This window comes from Pseudomonas sp. NPDC087336, from assembly GCF_044744285.1.
In the GTDB taxonomy this organism is placed as follows: domain Bacteria; phylum Pseudomonadota; class Gammaproteobacteria; order Pseudomonadales; family Pseudomonadaceae; genus Aquipseudomonas.
In genome coordinates this window covers 1-18006 of the sequence record NZ_JBIUYA010000059.1, presented here as the reverse complement: position 1 = coordinate 18006, position 18006 = coordinate 1, and the positions used below count along the sequence as shown (strand labels likewise).

Sequence of the window (18006 nt, the reverse complement as noted above, 5' to 3'; positions counted from 1 at the left end):
GCAAAAGCGAGAAAAGCTGAAGGCTGCCCAAGGCAGCCTTCAGCTATGAAACATGTTTACCGGACACTAGTGACGCAGAGCGTGGGAACGATCAGATAAAAGAAGGCCCGCATTGTGCGGGCCTTCTTTTTTTAACCCGCCACCAGCACCCGGATCGCTTCCAGTCGCAGCGCAGCCTTGTCGAGCATGGCCAGGCCTTGTTCGCGTTGCTTGCGCAAGGCAACCAGTTCGCTGTCACGTACGGTCGGGTTGACCGCTTGCAACGCGGTCAGGCGTGCCAGTTCTTCGTCGGTATCGGCGGCCAGGCGACGTTGCGCCTCGGCCACGCGTTCGGCGTGACGTGGGTAGATCTTGTCTTCGCCGGCGTTGATCCGTGGCGTCAGCTGATCGCGCTGGGCCTGGATGAACTTGTTGGCGCTGGCGCGCGGCACGCTTTCCAGTTGATCGTTCAAGGTCTCGAACGACACCCGGGCCGACAGGTCATTGCCATTGGCATCGAGCAGGCAGCGCAGGGCGGCTGGCGGCAGGTAGCGACCCAGTTGGAGCGAGCGCGGGGCAACCACTTCGCTGACGTAGAGCAGTTCCAGCAACACGGTGCCGGGTTTCAGCGCCTTGTTCTTGATCAGGGCCACGGCGGTGTTGCCCATGGAGCCGGACAGCACCAGGTCCATGCCGCCCTGGACCATCGGGTGTTCCCAGGTGATGAACTGCATGTCTTCGCGAGACAGCGCCTGGTTGCGGTCGTAGGTGATGGTCACGCCTTCGTCGTCACCCAGCGGGAAGCTGGCGTCGAGCATTTTTTCGCTCGGCTTGAGGATCAGGGCGTTTTCCGAGTGGTCTTCGCTGTCGATGCCGAATGCATCGAACAGGGTTTCCATGTAGATCGGCAGGGCGAACTGGTCGTCTTGCTCAAGAATCGCTTCCACCAGCGCATCGCCTTCGCCGGCGCCACCGGAATTGAGTTCCAGCAAGCGGTCACGGCCGGTGTGCAGTTCGGCTTCCAGGCGCTCGCGCTCGGTACGGGCTTCGTCGATCAGCGCTTGCCATTCACCATCGTCCGCTTCCTCGAGCAATGGCAGCAGGCGCGGGCCAAACTGATGTTGCAGGGCGTTGCCGGTCGGGCAGGTGTTGAGGAACGCGTTCAGGGCTTCGTGGTACCACTGGAACAGGCGCTCTTGCGGGCTGGTTTCCAGGTACGGCACGTGCAGTTCGATCGTGTGCTTCTGGCCGATCCGGTCCAGACGACCAATACGTTGTTCCAGCAGGTCCGGGTGCGATGGCAAGTCGAACAGCACCAGGTGATGGGAGAACTGGAAGTTGCGGCCTTCACTGCCGATTTCCGAGCAGATCAGCACTTGCGCGCCAAACTCTTCGTCGGCGAAGTAGGCGGCGGCGCGGTCACGCTCGAGGATGTTCATGCCCTCGTGGAACACCGTGGCCGGGATGCCGGAGCGAACGCGCAGGGCGTCTTCGAGGTCCATGGCGGTTTCGGCGTGGGCGCAGATCACCAGCACCTTGGTGCGCTTGAGCATTTTCAGCTGGTCGATCAGCCACTCGACGCGTGGGTCGAATTTCCACCAGCGCTCTTCTTCGCTGGCGTCCGGCTGGGCCTGGAAGCTGACTTCCGGGTACAGCTCGGCGTGATCGCCCAGCGGCAGTTCGAGGTATTCGTCCGGGCACGGCAGCGGGTAAGGGTGCAGTTTGCGTTCCGGGAAACCCTGGACAGCGGCACGGGTATTACGGAACAGCACACGGCCGGTGCCGTGGCGGTCCAGCAGTTCGCGCACCAGGCGGGCGCTGGCCTCGGTGTCACCATCGTTGACGGCGGTCAGCAGGGCTTCGCCTTCGTTGCCGAGGAAGCCGTGAATGGTTTCATGGGCTTGCGGCGACAGGCGACCTTTTTCCAGCAGCTCCTGAACGGCCTCGGCCACCGGGCGATAGTTTTCGCTCTCGGCGCGGAAGGCGGCCAGGTCGTGGAAGCGGTTCGGATCGAGCAGGCGCAGACGCGCGAAGTGACTGTCCTGGCCCAACTGTTCCGGGGTCGCGGTCAACAGCAAGACGCCCGGGATCGTTTCCGCAAGTTGCTCGACCAGAGAGTATTCAGGGCTGACCTGATCTTCGTGCCACACCAGGTGGTGCGCTTCGTCGACCACCAGCAAGTCCCAGCCGGCTGCGAACAGCGCGTCCTGGGCTTTCTCGTCGTCGACCAGCCACTCCAGCGCCACCAGGGCGAGCTGGGTGTCTTCGAACGGGTTGGAGGCATCGCTTTCGATGAAGCGTTCTTCGTCGAACAGCGCGACCTGCAGGTTGAAGCGGCGGCGCATCTCCACCAGCCACTGGTGCTGGAGGTTTTCCGGCACCAGGATCAGCACGCGATTGGCGCGACCCGAGAGCAGTTGGCGATGGATCACCAAGCCGGCTTCGATGGTTTTACCCAGGCCCACTTCGTCGGCCAGCAACACCCGTGGCGCAATCCGGTCGGCCACTTCGCGGGCGATGTGCAGTTGGTGCGCGATCGGTTGCGCACGCACACCACCCAGGCCCCACAGCGACGACTGCAGCTGGCGGCTGGTGTGTTCCAGGGTGTGATAACGCAGGGCGAACCAGGCCAGGGGGTCGATCTGCCCGGCGAACAGGCGGTCGCTGGCCAGACGGAACTGGATGAAGTTCGACAGTTGGGTTTCCGGCAGGGTAACGACTTCGTTCTGCGCGTTGAGGCCGTGGTAGACCAGCAGGCCATCGATGTCGTCGACTTCGCGAACGGTCAGTTTCCAGCCTTCGAAGTGAGTGATGGTGTCACCCGGCGAAAACCGTACACGTGTGAGGGGCGCATTCCGTAGCGCGTACTGGCGAGTGTCGCCAGTGGCCGGGTAGAGCACGGTCAGCAAGCGACCGTCCTGTGCCAGAACGGTGCCCAAACCCAGCTCCGCTTCGCTGTCACTGATCCAGCGTTGCCCCGGTTGATACTGCTGCGCCATGCTGCCTGACTCCCACCTTGAAAAAGCGGGCTATCTTAACGGAATCAGGTCTCCAGACCAAAGGAATACCTGTGCGGGAACTGCCTTTGGCTGCGATCCTTTGATCTTGCCAGGCTGAAGAAATCGTAGCCTGTGACAGTTCTTGTCGTGCCCATAGACACACAGTTTGCGACCGATGGCTCAAGTCGCCGTCGCCGCGGCCGACAGCCTGCAGACAGGAGACCGAAAAAATATGCTGCCACCGATGCTCCCCTTGAGTGCCGTGCCGATCACTTCCCAGCACGACCCGGTCCGCCCGCGCCCGGATATCGCGCCCGTCGTGCCGATGCAGGAAAGTGCCAGCGACAGCACCATCGACCTGCAAAATCGTGATCCGGAGGAGGCTGCCCTGCTGCTGCGCGAAGAGCAGCGGCGCAAGCAAGAGCAGCAAAGACGCCGTCGTGAGGCCGACGAGGACCCAGAGGCGCACCTGCCGATCCCGGGCAACGAACTCAATGCCGACAACACCGTGCCGGTGGCTCCGTTGATGGACGGCCAGCCTCGCCAGGGCCTGTGGGTCGATATCGAGATTTGAGCCGATGGCTGGTCAGCGCCGTCGCCAGACCGCATTATTGGCACAATCCTGCCGAACCCTGTGGCAACTGAATTTCATTTCAAGCGATGCACTGACGCCATGAGCCAAGATGACAAGCTGATCGACCTTAATGCCGAACGCGCCAAGCGTGTCCATGACCTCAACGACAAGCGCCTGAATGAAGTGCGCCAGGCGTTCGAGCAGGCCATGCCGTTGGGCAAGGCGAAGAAAAAGCCGAAGAACAAACCTAAAAAGCGTTGAGTCCCCCTGCATCGATTGATGCAGGTCAGTTTTCCCCTCCTTCTATGCCCGGCCCCGGGCAACATTGATCCCGGTCAATATTTTCTCCTGCCCGATTGGTTACCTTGGCTCCATCGCAACAGGGCAACTGCAGGAGACGCGTCATGTTTTTCGACAACGTGGTGATCGCCGGAGTGCTGACCGTCAGCCTCATGTTGGTATTTTTTGCAGGGTTCGGATTTTTTATCTGGAAAGACTCGCACAAGCGCAAAAAGCCGTAGGTCTTTCTGGAGGCAATGAGCACGCAAGGCATTTTGGGCAACTTCGGTTGCCCTTTTTTTTGCCTGCGATTCCTTGAAGCTTGATCGTTCCCATGCTCTGCGTGGGAACGATCTGACAATCACATTCAGGCAGGTAATAAAAAAGGCGCGGTCCTCACGGAGCGCGCCTTTTTCGTACGGCGATGTATCAGCTACCCAGTGCCTTCGACGCCAGCCAGAACAGGCCGGCTGACAGCGCCACCGTGGCGGGCAGGGTCAATACCCAGGCCAGCAGGATGGTCTTGACCGTGCCACCTTGCAGGCCGCTTTTGTTGGCGACCATGGTGCCGGCCACGCCCGAAGACAGAACGTGGGTGGTGGACACCGGCAGACTGAAGATGTTGGCCATGCCGATCAGGCTCGCGGTGGTGATCTGCGCCGACATGCCCTGGGAATAGGTCATGCCTTGCTTGCCGATCTTCTCGCCGATGGTCAGTACCACGCGTTTCCAGCCAACCATGGTGCCCAGGCCCAGGGCCAGTGCGACCGCCAGGATGACCCAGAACGGAGCGTATTCAGTGGTTGTGGTCAGGTCCTTGCGCAGCTTGTCCAGGTCGGCCTTTTCACGGGCGCCCAGGATTGGCAATTTGCTGACTTTCTTCGCCGTGTCGTCCAGGCACAGCAGGTAGCGACGTACTTCGATGCGGCTTTCCGACGACAGCGAGTGGTAGTCGGCTACACCTTTGAGGGTGCCAAGGAGGGCGTCGATGGTCGGTTCCGTCTGCTGCGGGTTGCAGCGGAACTTCTCCGGCAAATCGCCTTCCAAGCTTTTGCCCAGGGCCAGGAACTCGCCCAGGGAGTCGGCGTTGCGCTTGTAGAACTGGCTCAAGTGCAAGGTCGCGTCGCGGGTACGTTCGATCTGGTAGGTGGTGCTGTTCAGGTCGAGCACGAACTGCGCCGGCACAATACCGATCAGCACCAGCATGATCAGGCCGATACCTTTCTGACCATCGTTGGAGCCGTGCACGAAGCTCACGGCCATGGCCGAGATCACCAGTACCAGGCGGTTCCAGAACGGTGGGTGCTTCTTGTCGTCGATCTTGCGGCGCTGTTCCGGCGTCTTGTGCATCTTCGACAGCGGACGCCACCATTTAAGACCGATCAGTATCAGCGCGGCGATCAGGAAACCTGCCATCGGCGAGAACACCAGCGACATGGCGATGTCGATCGCCTTTTGCCAGTTCACCCCGTCGGCCAGCGGAATTTCGTTGATCAGGGCATTGGCCAGGCCTACGCCGAGGATCGAACCGATCAGCGTGTGGGAGCTGGAGGCCGGGATACCGAAGTACCAGGTGCCCAGGTTCCAGGTGATGGCCGCTGCGAGCAGCGAGAAAACCATTGCCAGGCCGTGGCCGGTGTTCACGTTGATCAGCAGTTCAACCGGCAGCAGGTGGACAATGGCATACGCCACGCCAACGCCACCGAGCAATACGCCAAGGAAATTGAACACACCGGAAAAGAACACCGCCAGATGTGGAGGCATGGCTTTGGTGTAGATAACAGTGGCTACCGCGTTAGCGGTGTCATGAAATCCATTGATGAACTCGAAGGCGAGGACAAAAGCCAGGGCGAGCAAGAGGCTCACAAGCACCCAAGCATCCAGTCCGCTGAATAAATCGATCATGAAGGTGTTCTGACCCGGTCATAAGGGGGCGCGATTATGCCAGAAAAGACTGGAAATCGATGCACTTGCTGCTCATCGGTAACATTCTTCAACGAATTATTTTGCAACGGTACCCATAATCCCGGTGAATTTCAGGGTTTTGCAAGTGATTGAATTTCTTTGGAAAGCCCGCAGGCACAGGGGTTTGCCTCACTTGTAGGGGGTGTGGGCATGCTTGTATGAAATTTCTGAAAAAAGAGTCAGATTCGAGCCTTCAACCTCGTCCGGTGGGCAAGGCGGCCGCTGCCCGCTCGTAGCGGGCGCAAAAGGCAACATCCATACATTCCGCTTTTAACGGATGCAATGCAGACCCCGGCAGATATTCAAGCCCAGGCCATCATGGCTCCTCGGCTTTGAGTTCCTTTTCCATTTTTTCCAGTTCTTGCTTGAAAACCTGATCCTGAACGGTGGCACGTTTGCGCCATGGCTTGCGTTCCGGTTCTGGCTGGGCGGCGTAGGTGGTGACTTCCCCGCCGTAAACTTCCTTGTAACGTTGTTCCTGGCGCTCAAGTTCCGCGCGCAGTTCGTCTTTTGTCACGGTGCTACCTGATTGAGTTGAGATGAATTCTGGTGAAACGCGCTGCACTGATGTATTGACCGCACGCGTCGAATGCAAAAGCCCTTGCAAGCATCGCTTTTGCGACAGTGCGATCATTACTTCCATGTTGCAGGCGGCCACGGCACCAGAGATAAACAGCTGACGTAGCATCAGAGCCTGTTTCAGCAAGCGCGTTGGCGCCATGCGGATGCAATAGGCGTCAGGTGCTTGCTGTGGAGAGCGGCGATGGAACATCGCGCCACCGGGTAGCGGCATCGGTCAGTAAAAAGCCGAATGGCTACTGAATTACATTATAGCGAGCTATTTAGAGAACACTATCACGATAGAGTTAAAAGTGGATCTTGATGTGTGATTGTTTTTTATCCATAACCGTTACTGGCAACTTGGGCATGGATGATGCCACTGTACGGCAATGCCTTTCTGGCGCCATTAAGTCGCACAACTAAAGACAGTTACATTGCACCCGGGAGTCTGCAGCGCCTGCGCAAAAACATGTACTGATGGCTGCATGACCGGTTGCATCATAAACAGCATGGATTGCGATTATCGAGCAATGGTTCGATAATCGCCCGATGTCGCCTGGCCGGGCTTGTGTACCCTGCGGCCAGTGCCCTGTAATAGCTCGCCGATCCGTCCGGGAAAAGGACCTAGTATGAACGATCAACTGCGCAACTCCTTCGCTTCGGTGGCACCGCCGATCGTTGCTTCACCTGCCAAGCGAATCCAGGCCCTTACCGGTGATCCGGATTTCATGACCTCGCTGGCGCGTGGGCTGGCCGTGGTGCAAGCCTTCCAGGAGCGCAAGCGGCACCTGACCATTGCGCAGATCAGCCATCGTACGGAAATTCCCCGCGCCGCCGTTCGTCGTTGCCTGCACACGTTGATCAAGCTCGGTTATGCCACCACCGATGGCCGTACGTATTCGCTGCTGCCCAAAGTGCTGACACTCGGCCATGCCTATGTGTCCTCGACGCCGCTGGCTGTTTCTGCACAACCCTACCTCGACCGCATGAGCGAGCAACTCCATGAGGCCTGCAACATGGCCACCCTGGAAGGCGATGACATTCTATATATCGCCCGCTCGGCCACCACCCAGCGCCTGATTTCGGTCGACCTTTCGGTGGGCGGACGCCTGCCGGCCTACTGCACGTCGATGGGCAGGATCCTGCTCGCCGCGCTCGATGACACGTCGTTGCGCGAGTATCTCGACCACGCCGACCTGCAAGCCAAGACCAGTCGAACCATTCATACCCCTGAGGCCTTGCTCGAATGCCTGCAGGAAGTGCGTCAACAGGGGTGGTGCATCGTCGATCAGGAACTGGAGCAGGGACTGCGCTCGATCGCCGTCCCGGTGTACGACGCTTCCGGCCAGGTGGTCGCAGCGCTCAACGTCAGTACCCACGCCGGCCGGGTCAGCCGCAGCGAGCTTGAACAGCGTTTCCTGCCCGGCCTGTTGAGTGCCAGCCGCGACCTCAGTACCCAGCTGTTCACCTAAGCTGTTCGATAAACGCACAGACTCGCGTTTGACGAATTGACGCTCTTTCCCTTGGCTCATTAATGTCGCGCCAGCGCCATCGGGCGCTGTCGATCTCGATCCGGCACCGGACGGCGACCCCATAATAATGAGAAGAGGCACCCCATGCGCACATTCCCCGACTGTCGCCGTTCTCCCCGGTTTTTCTGTGGGAAGTCGATCGCCTGATCCTGACCCCCTTTCTCGTGACAGCCTCATTAGAGGTTGCTATCTGTTCGACTGCGTTTTTTGCGTGGAAAAATAATAATGAACCAGCCCCAGTCTGCTGTAGGTAACTGCCTCGACGTGCAGTCCTTCATCAACGCCCAACCCATTTCGCGCTATCAGTGGCGAGTGGTGATCCTGTGTTTCCTGATTGTCTTCCTCGATGGCCTCGATACGGCGGCCATGGGCTTTATCGCGCCCGCCCTGTCCCAGGATTGGGGCATCGATCGCGCCAGTCTCGGCCCGGTGATGAGTGCAGCGCTGATCGGCATGGTCTTCGGGGCGCTGGGCTCCGGTCCGCTGGCTGACCGATTTGGGCGAAAGGTCGTGCTGGTCGGGGCGGTGCTGTTGTTCGGTGCCTTCAGCCTGGCTTCGGCCTACAGCACCAACGTCGAGCAGTTGCTGGTATTGCGCTTTTTGACCGGCCTCGGCTTGGGCGCGGGCATGCCGAACGCCACGACCTTGTTGTCGGAATACACCCCGGAGCGCAAGAAGTCCCTGCTGGTGACCAGCATGTTCTGCGGCTTCAACCTGGGCATGGCCGGTGGCGGATTTATTTCGGCCAAGCTGATTCCGGCCTTCGGCTGGCACAGTTTGCTGTTGATCGGCGGGATCCTGCCGTTGATCCTCGGCGTCGTGTTGCTGTTCTGGTTACCTGAGTCGGCGCGTTTTCTTGTCGTGCGTAATCGCGGCACCGACAAAGTACGCAAGACGCTGGCGCCCATCGATCCGAAGGTGGTGGCCCAGGCATCGAGCTTCAGCGTGCCGGAACAGAAAACCGTGAAGGCGCGCAACGTGTTTGCCGTGATCTTCAGCGGCACCTACAGCGTCGGCACCTTGCTGTTGTGGCTGACCTACTTCATGGGCCTGGTGATCGTTTACCTGCTGACCAGCTGGCTGCCGACCCTGATGCGCGACAGTGGCGCGAGCATGGAGCAGGCCGCGTTCATCGGCGCGCTGTTCCAGTTCGGTGGGGTGTTGAGCGCAGTGGGTGTAGGCTGGGCCATGGATCGCTTCAATCCGCACAAGGTCGTCGGAACTTTCTACCTGTTGGCCGGGGTGTTTGCCTACGCGGTAGGGCAGAGCCTGGGCAATATCACCCTCCTGGCGACCCTGGTGCTGGTGGCCGGCATGTGTGTCAACGGTGCGCAATCGGCGATGCCGTCGCTGGCGGCGCGGTTTTATCCGACTCAAGGGCGTGCCACCGGGGTGTCGTGGATGCTCGGGATTGGCCGCTTCGGCGCGATCCTGGGTGCATGGATGGGCGCGACCCTGCTGGGGCTCGGCTGGAATTTCGAGCAAGTGCTGACGGCACTGGTGATTCCGGCGGCTTTGGCAACCGCGGCGGTGCTGATCAAGGGTGTGGTCAGTCACGCGGATGCGACCTGATCATGGCTTGAAATAGCGGCAATGCAAAACGGTAGCCTGACAACAATGTGTTCGATAAACGAACACTGAGTCGATTATCGGATTGTTTGGCGTATGGCAGGAGCTTAATCTTTAACCAATCCGGCGCTGCGCATCGGCGCCTTTTCACTACGTTGGTTAATAACAAATGGGAGCCTGCCCCAATGGCTGAAATTCTTTCGCTGCACGACGCGGTGAAGCAATTCGTGAATGACGGCGATACGGTCGCACTCGAAGGCTTTACTCACCTGATCCCGACAGCGGCGGGTCACGAAATCATTCGCCAGGGCAAGAAAGACCTGACCCTGGTGCGGATGACCCCTGACCTGATCTACGATCAGTTGATCGGTGCCGGTTGTGCTCGCAAGCTGATTTTCTCCTGGGGTGGCAACCCTGGCGTCGGTTCGTTGCATCGTCTGCGTGACGCCGTCGAAAAGCAGTGGCCCCACGCCCTGGAAATCGAAGAACACAGCCACGCCGACCTCGCCAACGCCTATGTTGCCGGCGCCTCCGGCCTGCCGTTCGCGGTGCTGCGTGCCTACGCCGGTTCCGACCTGCCGAAGGTCAACCCGCTGATCAAGTCCGTCACTTGCCCGTTCACCGGCGAAGTGCTGGCTGCCGTGCCTTCGGTACGCCCGGATATCACCGTGATCCACGCGCAAAAAGCCGACCGCAAGGGCAACGTGCTGTTGTGGGGCATTCTCGGTGTGCAGAAAGAAGCTGCGCTGGCTGCCAAGCGCTGCATCGTCACCGTTGAGGAAATCGTCGACGACCTGAACGCGCCGATGAACTCCTGTGTCCTGCCAACCTGGGCCCTGAGCGCGGTTTGCCACGTCCCTGGTGGCGCGCATCCATCCTACGCCCACGGTTACAACGAGCGCGACAACCGCTTCTACCAGGCTTGGGACCCGATTGCCCGCGACCGTGAAACCTTCACCGCGTGGATCAACGAGTACATCCATGGCAGCGCTGACTTCAGCGAGTTCCAGGCCAAACTGGCCGCCGCTTCGGAGGCGAAGTAATGACTTACACCACCAATGAAATGATGACCGTCGCTGCCGCCCGCCGCCTGAAGAACGGTTCTGTATGCTTCGTGGGTATCGGCCTGCCGTCGAAAGCGGCCAACCTGGCGCGCCTGACTTCCTCGCCAGACGTGGTCCTGATCTACGAATCGGGCCCGATCGGCGCCAAGCCGAGCGTACTGCCACTGTCGATCGGTGACGGTGAACTGGCGGAAACCGCTGATACCGTGGTCCCGACCGGTGAGATTTTCCGCTACTGGCTGCAGGGCGGGCGCATCGACGTCGGTTTTCTCGGCGCTGCGCAAGTCGACCGTTTCGGCAACATCAACACCACTGTGGTCGGTGATTACCACGCACCGAAAGTGCGTCTGCCGGGTGCCGGTGGCGCGCCGGAGATTGCCGGTTCCGCCAAGAGCGTGCTGATCATCCTCAAGCAGTCGTCGCGTTCGTTCGTCGATAAACTCGACTTCATCACGTCGGTCGGCCATGGCGAGGGTGGTGATTCACGCAAGCGTCTGGGCCTGCCGGGCGCAGGTCCTGTAGGGATCATTACCGACCTGTGCATCATGGAGCCGGAAGCCGGCACCCACGAATTTGTGGTCACTGCACTGCACCCGGGCGTGACCCGCGAGCAAGTGGTCGCGGCTACCGGTTGGCCGATCCGCTTTGCCGACAACGTAGACACTACTGCCGAGCCGACTGAGGTCGAGCTGACCGCACTGCGTGATCTGGAAGCCCGCACCGCGGCGGCCCATGGCCAAGCACCGGGAGAAGCGTGATGCGTGAAGTTTATATCTGCGACGCGATCCGCACCCCCATCGGCCGTTTCGGCGGTGGCCTGTCGGCGGTTCGCGCCGACGACCTGGCCGCCGTGCCAATCAAGGCCCTGATGGAGCGCAACCCGTCGGTGGACTGGAATGCAGTGGACGAGGTGTTCCTCGGCTGCGCCAACCAGGCCGGTGAAGACAACCGCAACGTGGCGCGCATGGCGCTACTGCTGGCGGGTCTGCCGGAAACCATTCCGGGCGTGACGCTCAATCGCCTGTGCGCTTCGGGCATGGATGCCATCGGCACCGCGTTCCGCGCCATCGCCAGTGGCGAAATGGAGCTGGCGATTGCCGGTGGCGTCGAATCGATGTCCCGCGCGCCGTTCGTGATGGGCAAGGCCGATGCCGCGTTCTCGCGCAACATGAAGCTCGAAGACACCACCATCGGCTGGCGCTTCATCAACCCGTTGATGAAAGCCCAGTACGGTGTGGATGCGATGCCGCAGACCGCCGACAACGTCGCCGACGATTATGAAGTGTCCCGTGAAGACCAGGACGCTTTCGCCCTGCGCAGCCAGCAACGCACCGCTGCCGCGCAAGCCGCAGGCTTTTTCGCCGAAGAAATCGTCGAAGTACGCATTGCCCACAAGAAGGGTGAAACGGTGGTCAGCCAGGATGAGCATCCTCGCGCCGACACGTCCCTGGAAACCCTGGCCAAACTCAAGCCGGTCAATGGCCCGGACAAAACTGTCACTGCCGGCAACGCTTCCGGTGTGAACGACGGCGCGGCGGCATTGATCCTGGCCTCGGCCGAAGCGGTGAAAAAGCACGGTCTGACGGCTCGCGCCAAAGTATTGGGCATGGCCAGCGCCGGTGTGGCACCTCGGGTGATGGGTATTGGCCCGGTGCCAGCGGTGCGCAAGTTGACCGAACGCCTGGGTGTGGCGGTCAGCGATTTCGACGTCATCGAACTCAACGAAGCGTTCGCCAGCCAGGGCCTGGCGGTGCTGCGCGAACTGGGGCTGGCGGACGACGCACCTCAAGTCAACCCGAACGGTGGCGCCATTGCCTTGGGCCATCCGTTGGGCATGAGCGGTGCGCGTTTGGTACTGACTGCTCTGCATCAGCTGGAAAAAACCGGTGGCAAGAAAGGTCTGGCGACCATGTGCGTCGGTGTCGGCCAAGGTCTGGCCCTGGCGATCGAGCGCGTCTGACGCGCTCGAAAAGACTTATAAGAACTGAGGAATGTTTCATGACTGACAAGCCTGGTTACCGTCGCCCGCAGGAAGGCACCCAGCCTGCCTACCTGCACCCGACCTATCAATCCACCAACCTGCGCTCGCCGTCCAAACCGCTGGTGTTCTTGCCGCATTCGCTGTCGGAAATCACCGGTCCTACCGTGGGTGCCGAGCGCATCAACGAGAAGGACAACGACCTGACCGCCCAGCACGAGGGAGAGCCTCAGGGGGAGCGCATCATCGTCCACGGCCGTGTGCTGGACGAAAACGGTCTGCCGGTGCCGGGGATTCTGGTGGAGATCTGGCAGGCCAACGCCGCCGGTCGCTACAACCATGCCCGGGACCTGCACGACGCACCGCTGGACCCGAACTTCACCGGCACCGGCCGTACCGTGACCGACGCCGATGGCTGGTACCAGTTCCAGACCATCAAGCCTGGCGCGTATCCGTGGGGTAACCACCACAACGCCTGGCGTCCGGCGCACATCCATTTCTCGCTGTTCGGGCCGAGCATCCTGACGCGCCTGGTCACGCAGATGTATTTTCCCGGGGACCCGCTGCTGGCGTACGACCCGATCTACAACTGCGTGCCGGATACCAGTGCCAAAGAGCGTTTGATCGCCAGTTTCGATCTGGAAAAAACCATCCCTTCCTATGCCCTCGGGTATCGCTGGGACATCGTATTGCGCGGCCGCGATGCCACGCCGATGGAGAAATAAGATGACGCTGACTGCGACCACGTCCCACACCGTCGGGCCGTACTACCACATCGGCCTGACCTGGCTCAATCGCGAAAACCTGACCGTCGAACAAACCCTGGGCGAGCGCGTGGCGATCACCGGGCAAGTGGTCGATGGCAACGGTGATGTCGTCAACGACGCGATGCTGGAAGTCTGGCAGGCCAACGCTGCCGGCAAGTACGACCACCCTGAAGACGATCAGGACAAACCCCTGGACCCGAATTTCGAAGGCTTTGGCCGGGTGCCGGTGGACGCCGAAGGGCGTTTCCGTTTCACCACCATCAAGCCGGGCACGGTCGAAGGCCTCAAAGGCACGACCCAGGCACCGCACCTGGTGGTGCTGGTGTTCGCCCGTGGTTTGGTGAAGCACCTGCTGACGCGGATCTACTTCGACGGCGAGCCGGCCAACGTGGACGACCCGCTGCTCGAATGCGTGCCGGCCGAGCGTCGCGGCACCTTGCTGGCCAAGCAGGATGCGAGCGGTGTTTACCAGTGGAATGTGATCCTGCAGGGCACTGATGCGGAGACGGTGTTCTTCGACTATTAAGTGAACACCACATGATCGTTCCCACGGGGACCGTGGGAACGATCGGTGTAAGACTGTATCTGCGGAACGGGACTGTTGCAAAGTGTGTCTAGACTCTGTCTGTCCCCATTGAGTGCACAAAATAATGGCAACCCCAACTACAGCTCCAGCAGCGCTCTATACCGGCGAAGAACGCAGCAAGCGGATCTTTGCGATTGTCGGCGCATCGTCGGGCAACCTCGTCGAATGGTTCGACTTCTACGTCTACGCCTTCTGTGCGATCTATTTCGCGCCCGCCTTTTTCCCGTCCGACAACCCCACGGTGCAGTTGGTCAACACCGCGGGCGTCTTTGCCGCCGGGTTCCTGATGCGCCCGATTGGTGGCTGGATTTTCGGCCGTCTCGCGGACAAGCACGGGCGCAAGAATTCGATGCTGATATCGATTCTGATGATGTGCTTCGGTTCGTTGCTCATCGCCTGTCTGCCGACCTACAAGGACATCGGCGTTTGGGCGCCGATCATGCTGCTGTTCGCCCGTTTGCTCCAGGGCCTGTCGGTGGGCGGCGAATACGGCACCACCGCCACCTACATGAGCGAAGTCGCCCTCAAGGGCCAGCGCGGTTTCTTCGCCTCGTTCCAGTACGTGACTCTGATTGGCGGGCAGTTGCTGGCAGTGTCGCTGGTGGTAGTCCTGCAACAGTTTCTCACCGAGGATGACCTGCGTGCCTACGGTTGGCGGATTCCGTTCGTGGTCGGTGCCATGGCGGCATTGGTTTCGCTGTACCTGCGTCGTTCGCTGAAAGAAACCACCAGCAAGGAAATGCGCGAAAACAAGGACGCCGGCAGCATTCGTGCGCTGTTTCGCGACCATAAAGCCGCGTTTATCACCGTGCTCGGTTATACCGCCGGTGGCTCGCTGATTTTCTACACCTTCACCACGTACATGCAGAAGTACCTGGTGAACACCGCCGGCATGCACGCCAAGACCGCCAGTTACATCATGACCGGTGCATTGTTCCTTTATATGTGCATGCAGCCGATCTTCGGCATGCTCTCGGACAAGATCGGCCGCCGGAACTCGATGCTGTGGTTTGGCGCACTCGGCACGCTGTGCACCGTGCCGATTCTGCTCAGCCTGAAAAGCGTCACCAGTCCGTTCCTGGCCTTCGTGCTGATTACCCTGGCGCTGGCGATTGTCAGTTTCTACACATCGATCAGCGGTCTGGTAAAAGCCGAAATGTTCCCGCCTGAGGTGCGTGCACTGGGTGTTGGCCTGGCTTACGCGGTGGCGAATGCAATCTTCGGTGGTTCGGCGGAATATGTAGCCCTGAGCCTCAAAGCGGTCGGCATGGAAAATTCCTTCTACTGGTACGTGACGTTGATGATGGCGATAGCGTTCCTGTTCAGCCTGCGTCTGCCCAAGCATGCGAAGTATCTAGAAAACGACCTTTGATCCACACCCGCGGGCCCGAGCGGCCCGCGCCTCCAGGGACTGTTTATGAACGAGCGACCGGGCAATCAATTGTTCGATGCCTATTTCACTGCCCGCGATATGCGCGAAGTGTTCTGCGATCAGGGCCGGGTCCAGGCCATGCTCGATTTCGAAGCGGCGCTGGCCCGGGCCGAAGCGCGGGTCGGTGTGATTCCGCATGCCGCGGTAGCGCCGATTGAAGCCGCGTGCCAGGCCGGGCATTACGATTTTGCCGCCCTCGGCGAGGCGATTGCCACGGCGGGTAATTCGGCGATCCCGCTGGTCAAGGCGTTGGGCAAGCAGATCGCCGCGAGCGATGCGCAAGCCGAACGCTACGTGCACCTGGGCGCCACCAGTCAGGACGTAATGGACAGCGGCCTGGTGCTGCAATTGCGCCGGGCGCTGGAATTGATCGACAGCGATCTGGCGCAACTGGGCGACACCCTCGCCAACCAGGCACAACGGTATGTGGCCACGCCACTGGCCGGGCGTACCTGGTTGCAACACGCGACGCCGGTCACCCTCGGGATGAAAATCGCCGGTTGGCTGGGCGCCGTCACTCGCAGCCGTCAACGTCTGCAAGAGCTGAAGCCGCGCCTGCTGGTGCTGCAATTCGGAGGCGCCTCCGGAACCCTCGCGGCCCTCGGTGAGCAGGCGCTGCCGATTGCCCAGGCGTTGGCCGAGGAGCTGCAACTGAGCTTGCCCGACCAGCCCTGGCACACCCAGCGCGATCGCCTGGTGGAGTTTGGCTCGGTACTCGGATTGATCGCCGGCAGCCTCGGCAAACTCGGCCGCGATATCAGCTTGTTGATGCAGACCGAAGCCGCCGAGGTGTTCGAACCTTCGGCGCCGGGCAAGGGCGGTTCTTCGACCATGCCGCATAAACGCAATCCAGTCGGCGCGGCCGTGCTGATTGGCGCGGCGACTCGCGTGCCGGGCCTGCTGTCGACACTGTTCAGCGCCATGCCGCAGGAGCACGAGCGCAGCCTGGGGCTGTGGCATGCCGAGTGGGAAACCCTGCCGGAGATTTGCTGCCTGGTGTCCGGCAGTCTCAAGCAAGCGTTGTTGGTCACGGGCGGGCTGGAAGTGGACGCCGAACGCATGGCCCGCAACCTCGACCTGACCCAAGGCCTGGTACTCGCCGAAGCGGTGAGCATCGTCCTCGCACAACGGGTCGGCCGCGACACCGCGCATCACCTGTTGGAGCAATGCTGCAAACGTGCCGTCGCCGAACAACGCCATTTGCGCGCCGTACTCGGCGACGAACCACAAGTGACCGCCGAGTTGTCGGCCACTGAGCTCGATTATCTGCTGGACCCCGCCCATTACCTCGGTCAGGCCCATGCTTGGGTCGAGCGAGCGGTGGCTGAACATTCTGCATTGACTGCCTGAAGGAGACTGCTGTGGCTTTCGTTCAACTCGCCGATGGCGAACTGCATTACCAACTAGATGGGCCGGTCGAAGCGCCGGTGCTGGTGCTGTCCAACTCCTTGGGCACCGACCTGCACATGTGGGACGCGCAAATACCGGCGTTCAGCGAACATTTTCGCGTGCTGCGTTTCGACACCCGTGGCCATGGCCAATCCCTGGTGACCCCGGGGCCTTACAGCATCGAGCAACTGGGCCGCGACGTACTGGCGCTGCTGGATGCCTTGCACATCGAACGCGCGCACTTCTGTGGCCTGTCCATGGGCGGGCTGATCGGGCAGTGGCTGGGCATCAACGCCGGCGAGCGCCTGAACAAATTGATCGTGTGCAATACGGCGGCGAAAATCGGCGATCCGTCGGTGTGGAACCCGCGCATCGAAACCGTGCTACGCGACGGTGCGGCGGCCATGGTTGCCTTGCGCGATGCGTCGATTGCACGCTGGTTTACCCCGGATTTCTCCGAAGCCAATCCAGCGGCGGCCAAGCAGATTACCGACATGCTGGCGGCCACTTCGCCTGAAGGCTATGCGGCCAACTGCGCTGCGGTGCGCGATGCCGATTTCCGTGATCAGTTGCACTCGATCAAGGCGCCGCTGCTGGTGATCGCCGGCACCCAGGATGCGGTCACGCCGCCATCCGGCGGGCATTTCATCCAGGAGCACGTGCCAGGCGCCGAGTACGCCGAGTTCTATGCTGCGCACTTGTCCAACGTCCAGGCCGGCGCTGATTTCAGCGACCGCGTACTGGCCTTCCTGAAGGCTCACTGAGGAGATTTTCGTGGACGAGAAACAACGTTACGACGAAGGCATGAAGGTCCGTCGCGCCGTTTTGGGCGACGCCCATGTCGACCGCAGCCTGACCACCCTGACCGAGTTCAACTCGGAGTTCCAGGAAATGATCACCCGCCACGCCTGGGGTGATATCTGGACCCGTCCGGGCCTGCCGCGTCACACCCGCAGCCTGATCACCATCGCCATGCTGATCGGCATGAACCGCGAGGGTGAACTCAAACTGCACCTGCGCGCCGCCGCCAACAACGGCGTGAGCCGTAGCGAGATCAAGGAAGTGATCATGCAGAGCGCGATCTACTGCGGGATTCCGGCAGCCAACGCGACGTTCCACTTGGCGGAGTCGGTGTGGGATGAGCTGGGGATTGAATCGCGGGAGTGATCCCCCGCGATTGATCGTTCCCGCGCTCTGCGTGGGAATGCCTCAACGGACGCTCCGCGTTCGGCTTTGGAAGGGACGCGGAGCGTCCCGGGCTGCATTCCCACGCAGAGCGTCACTAGTGTCCGGTAAAAACCGAAGGGGGAGCTTGCTCCCCCTTGCTGTTGG

General features: G+C 60.8%; 17 protein-coding genes. 14 read left to right on the top strand and 3 right to left on the bottom strand.

Annotated features, from left to right (window positions below):
• Positions 1 to 131 precede the first annotated feature (131 nt).
• Positions 132 to 2978, bottom strand: coding sequence for an RNA polymerase-associated protein RapA (rapA, locus tag ACIO0C_RS30590; protein ID WP_401318155.1), 2847 nt, complete (start codon positions 2976 to 2978; stop codon positions 132 to 134).
• A 232-nt stretch (positions 2979 to 3210) separates the two neighbouring features.
• Between rapA and ACIO0C_RS30585 the strand changes: the two genes are divergently transcribed.
• From ACIO0C_RS30585 to ccoM, 3 genes are all read left to right on the top strand, one after another.
• Positions 3211 to 3552 (top strand): aspartate-semialdehyde dehydrogenase, encoded by a 342-nt coding sequence (locus ACIO0C_RS30585; protein WP_401318153.1) that lies wholly within the window; start codon positions 3211 to 3213, stop codon positions 3550 to 3552.
• 99 nt (positions 3553 to 3651) lie between these two features.
• Positions 3652 to 3813, top strand: a complete 162-nt coding sequence (locus tag ACIO0C_RS30580) for a hypothetical protein (protein WP_008016476.1) — start codon at positions 3652 to 3654, stop codon at positions 3811 to 3813.
• Between the two features lie 143 nt (positions 3814 to 3956).
• Positions 3957 to 4073: a cytochrome c oxidase subunit CcoM gene (ccoM, locus tag ACIO0C_RS30575; RefSeq protein ID WP_008056860.1), complete on the top strand. Its 117-nt coding sequence runs from the start codon at positions 3957 to 3959 to the stop codon at positions 4071 to 4073.
• A gap of 187 nt (positions 4074 to 4260) precedes the next feature.
• Here ccoM and ACIO0C_RS30570 read toward each other — a convergent pair whose 3' ends face one another.
• Positions 4261 to 5736, bottom strand: coding sequence for an inorganic phosphate transporter (locus ACIO0C_RS30570; RefSeq protein ID WP_401318149.1), 1476 nt, complete (start codon positions 5734 to 5736; stop codon positions 4261 to 4263).
• Between the two features lie 376 nt (positions 5737 to 6112).
• Entirely contained in the window at positions 6113 to 6313 is a 201-nt protein-coding gene (locus ACIO0C_RS30565; protein WP_008056863.1) for a hypothetical protein, read from the bottom strand.
• 673 nt (positions 6314 to 6986) lie between these two features.
• Between ACIO0C_RS30565 and pcaR the strand changes: the two genes are divergently transcribed.
• The 11 genes from pcaR to pcaC all read left to right on the top strand — a co-directional run bounded on the left by pcaR (position 6987) and on the right by pcaC (position 17841).
• Positions 6987 to 7829 carry a pca regulon transcriptional regulator PcaR gene (gene pcaR / locus ACIO0C_RS30560; protein WP_272604949.1) on the top strand — a complete coding sequence of 281 codons (843 nt, stop codon included), beginning with the start codon at positions 6987 to 6989 and terminating at the stop codon, positions 7827 to 7829.
• 285 nt (positions 7830 to 8114) lie between these two features.
• A complete protein-coding gene (locus ACIO0C_RS30555) occupies positions 8115 to 9461 on the top strand; it encodes an MFS transporter (protein WP_401318146.1) in 1347 nt (448 codons plus the stop codon).
• Between the two features lie 182 nt (positions 9462 to 9643).
• On the top strand, positions 9644 to 10501 hold the full coding sequence (locus ACIO0C_RS30550; RefSeq protein ID WP_008054173.1) for a CoA transferase subunit A: 858 nt from the start codon (positions 9644 to 9646) through the stop codon (positions 10499 to 10501).
• Positions 10501 to 11280 carry a CoA-transferase subunit beta gene (locus ACIO0C_RS30545; protein ID WP_401318145.1) on the top strand — a complete coding sequence of 260 codons (780 nt, stop codon included), beginning with the start codon at positions 10501 to 10503 and terminating at the stop codon, positions 11278 to 11280. The genes ACIO0C_RS30550 and ACIO0C_RS30545 overlap by 1 nt, the downstream gene beginning before the upstream one ends.
• Positions 11277 to 12482 (top strand): 3-oxoadipyl-CoA thiolase, encoded by a 1206-nt coding sequence (pcaF, locus tag ACIO0C_RS30540; RefSeq protein WP_401318143.1) that lies wholly within the window; start codon positions 11277 to 11279, stop codon positions 12480 to 12482. Before ACIO0C_RS30545 ends, pcaF begins: the two co-directional genes overlap by 4 nt.
• Before the next feature lie 38 nt (positions 12483 to 12520).
• Positions 12521 to 13225: a protocatechuate 3,4-dioxygenase subunit beta gene (pcaH, locus tag ACIO0C_RS30535; protein ID WP_008056872.1), complete on the top strand. Its 705-nt coding sequence runs from the start codon at positions 12521 to 12523 to the stop codon at positions 13223 to 13225.
• A 1-nt stretch (position 13226) separates the two neighbouring features.
• Positions 13227 to 13793, top strand: a complete 567-nt coding sequence (gene pcaG / locus ACIO0C_RS30530) for a protocatechuate 3,4-dioxygenase subunit alpha (RefSeq protein ID WP_179055451.1) — start codon at positions 13227 to 13229, stop codon at positions 13791 to 13793.
• A gap of 124 nt (positions 13794 to 13917) precedes the next feature.
• The gene (locus ACIO0C_RS30525; protein WP_401318140.1) at positions 13918 to 15225 is read left to right on the top strand and encodes an MFS family transporter; all 1308 of its coding nucleotides are present in this window, start codon (positions 13918 to 13920) and stop codon (positions 15223 to 15225) included.
• A 45-nt stretch (positions 15226 to 15270) separates the two neighbouring features.
• Positions 15271 to 16635 (top strand): 3-carboxy-cis,cis-muconate cycloisomerase, encoded by a 1365-nt coding sequence (locus ACIO0C_RS30520; protein ID WP_401318137.1) that lies wholly within the window; start codon positions 15271 to 15273, stop codon positions 16633 to 16635.
• Between the two features lie 11 nt (positions 16636 to 16646).
• Positions 16647 to 17438 carry a 3-oxoadipate enol-lactonase gene (gene pcaD, locus ACIO0C_RS30515; RefSeq protein WP_401318135.1) on the top strand — a complete coding sequence of 264 codons (792 nt, stop codon included), beginning with the start codon at positions 16647 to 16649 and terminating at the stop codon, positions 17436 to 17438.
• 10 nt (positions 17439 to 17448) lie between these two features.
• The gene (pcaC, locus tag ACIO0C_RS30510) at positions 17449 to 17841 is read left to right on the top strand and encodes a 4-carboxymuconolactone decarboxylase (protein WP_008056887.1); all 393 of its coding nucleotides are present in this window, start codon (positions 17449 to 17451) and stop codon (positions 17839 to 17841) included.
• The last annotated feature ends 165 nt before the right edge of the window (positions 17842 to 18006 follow it).